Origin of the sequence: Allosphingosinicella sp. (assembly GCF_036387215.1) — a bacterium.
Lineage (GTDB): Bacteria > Pseudomonadota > Alphaproteobacteria > Sphingomonadales > Sphingomonadaceae > Allosphingosinicella.
The window spans coordinates 1-2,415 of record NZ_DASVUE010000362.1 but is presented as its reverse complement, the minus strand read 5'-3'; the positions used below and the strand labels follow the sequence as shown (position 1 = coordinate 2,415).

At 66.4% G+C, this 2,415-nt stretch carries 4 protein-coding genes; 2 read left to right on the top strand and 2 right to left on the bottom strand.

Annotation, left to right across the window (positions count from 1 at the left end):
• Positions 1–658, top strand: a 658-nt coding sequence (locus tag VF662_RS14430; RefSeq protein WP_464142492.1) for a TCP-1/cpn60 chaperonin family protein, incomplete at its 5' end; no start/stop codon positions are given.
• Positions 659–842: 184 nt separating this feature from the next.
• On the opposite strand, the gene VF662_RS14425 is transcribed toward VF662_RS14430, so the two are convergent.
• Positions 843–1,109 carry a hypothetical protein gene (locus tag VF662_RS14425; RefSeq protein ID WP_464142489.1) on the bottom strand — a complete coding sequence of 89 codons (267 nt, stop codon included), beginning with the start codon at positions 1,107–1,109 and terminating at the stop codon, positions 843–845.
• A gap of 112 nt (positions 1,110–1,221) precedes the next feature.
• A complete protein-coding gene (locus tag VF662_RS14420; protein WP_464142487.1) occupies positions 1,222–1,494 on the bottom strand; it encodes a hypothetical protein in 273 nt (90 codons plus the stop codon).
• 195 nt (positions 1,495–1,689) lie between these two features.
• Between VF662_RS14420 and VF662_RS14415 the strand changes: the two genes are divergently transcribed.
• Positions 1,690–2,415 (top strand): ArsR/SmtB family transcription factor (locus VF662_RS14415; RefSeq protein WP_464142485.1); only part of this gene is annotated, 726 nt, incomplete at its 3' end.

Below are 2,415 nucleotides of genomic sequence, written 5' to 3'. Positions count from 1 at the left end.
GCTCGTCGAGGGCGCGGGCAACCCCGAGGACATCAAGGGCCGCTGCAACCAGATCCGGGCGCAGGTCGAAGAGACCACCTCGGACTACGACCGCGAGAAGCTGCAAGAGCGTCTGGCCAAGCTGGCCGGCGGCGTTGCGGTGATCAAGGTCGGCGGTTCGACCGAGGTCGAGGTCAAGGAGCGCAAGGACCGCGTCGACGACGCGCTGCACGCAACGCGCGCGGCCGTTGAAGAGGGCATCGTCCCGGGCGGCGGTACCGCGCTGCTCTATGCGACCAAGGCGCTCGAGGGCATGAAGGGTCAGAACGACGACCAGACCCGCGGCATCGATATCGTCCGCAAGGCTCTGTACTCGCCGGTTCGCCAGATCGCGTCCAACGCCGGACACGACGGCGCCGTGATCTCGGGCAAGCTGCTCGAGGGCAACGACGCGACGCAGGGCTTCAACGCCCAGACCGAGGTCTACGAGAACCTGGTTCAGGCCGGCGTGATCGATCCGACCAAGGTCGTCCGCACCGCTCTCCAGGACGCAGCGTCCGTCGCGGGCCTCCTCATCACGACCGAAGCGGCCGTGAGCGAGGCGCCCGAGGACAAGTCCTCGGCCGGCGGCGGCGGCATGCCCGGCGGCGTGGGCGGCATGGGCGGCATGGACTTCTGATTTCGCACCGGCGCAGCCTCGGCTGCGCCGGCGACGGAATCAGAACGGCCGGCGGGGCGTGCGGCCGAAAGCCGCACGAGCCCGTCCGACGCAAGCACGGGCTTTGCCCGTGCGAACAGCCAAGCCAAAAAAGAAGGGCCGGGAGTTCACTCCCGGCCCTTTCTTTATTCCGACGATCTAGAGCCTATTGAGCGTTCCCAACATTCCCGCTGGCAGCGCCGTTATCAACCACCGCCTCGTTCCCTGCATCCCCGCTCGCCGCCTCGCCATTGCCGAGCCCCGTCTCGTCTCCGGCCACCAGGCTGTCAGGCGAAGCATCAAGCATCTCGGCAGCCTCATTAAGCTGCTTCGATTCTTCGGCGGTGACGCCGCCTTCCTTCTCTTCGCCGCCCCCGCAAGCGCCAAGGCCGAGCACTGCGGCCACGATGACGAAACCGATCGAATTCTTCAAAACGCATGCCTCCCGCAGGTCCGGGGGCGAGCCTAGCGGCATCTTCACCAAAAGAAAGAGGGCCGGACGCCTTGCGGCACCCGACCCTCCCGTATCGCTTGAAGCGAAAAGCTTACTGGGCGTTGCCCGAAGCGTTCTCGGCGACGTTCGAAACGGCTTCCTGAGCGTTCTCGACCGCAGTGCTGGCGTTGTCGAGGGCGCCCTCGGCAGCGTTCAGAGCAGCGGCGTCGCCGGCAGCGGCGTTGACGTCGGTCATCGTCTCGTTGGCAGTCGCCTCGGTGTTGGTCTCGGCGGTGTTGGCTTCGTTGCCGGCGCCGCTGTTGCCGCCGCAAGCGGCCAGACCGAGCGAAGCAACCGCGGCGGTGATCAGAGCAATCTTCTTCATAACGTCTCTCCTTAGGATTGGAGCATCCCTGTGCTGGGCGAGGTGCCGGAGGATCATTCCCCAGGCTTCCAGCGGAGACGCGAAATAGAGGAGTCGGGCTCCTATGTCTACTGTTTCAGTAGGGAAATCCCTCAACTCACCGCAGCACAATCATATTGACCCGCATATAAAGATATCTTTATATCCTTAAATTCAATGTCCGGCGCTCCCGAAATCTTCCGCTCGCTTGCGGATCCGACACGGCTTCGGATCATGAACCTGCTGCGCGCGATGGAGCTGTCGGTGGGCGAGCTCGCGCAGGTGCTCGGGCAAAGCCAGCCGCGCGTCTCGCGCCACGTGAAGATCCTGATCGAATCGGGGCTGGCGGAGCGGCGCAAGGAGGGGAGCTGGGTTTTCCTGAGCCTCGGCGCGTCCGAGCGCGTCGATCCCCTGTTCAACCTGCTCGATCGCTGGGCGCAGGTGGACGGGGAGGATCATTGGGCTGCGGCCGATTCGGCTCGCCTGACCGCGGTCCGTGCCGACCGCGCCGCCGCCGCCGAGCGCTATTTCGCGCTCCACGCGGATCATTGGGACGAGCTCCGGTCGCTGCACATCGCCGAGACGGAGGTGGAGGCGGCGATCGCGCGCGCCCTCGGCGGCCACGACACCGGCCGGCTGGTCGATGTTGGCACCGGCACCGGGCGGATGCTGGAGCTGTTCGGCGGCACCGCAAAGAGTGCGCTCGGGATCGACCGCTCGCCCGAGATGCTCCGCCTCGCGCGCGTCAAACTCGCCGAAGCCGGGCTTGCCACTGCCGAGCTTCGCCAAGCCGACATGTATTCGCTGCCGCTCGCTGCCGGCACCGCGGACACGGTGATCATCCACCAGGTCCTCCATTACGCGCAGCAGCCGGCCGCAGCGGTGGCCGAGGCGGCGCGGCTG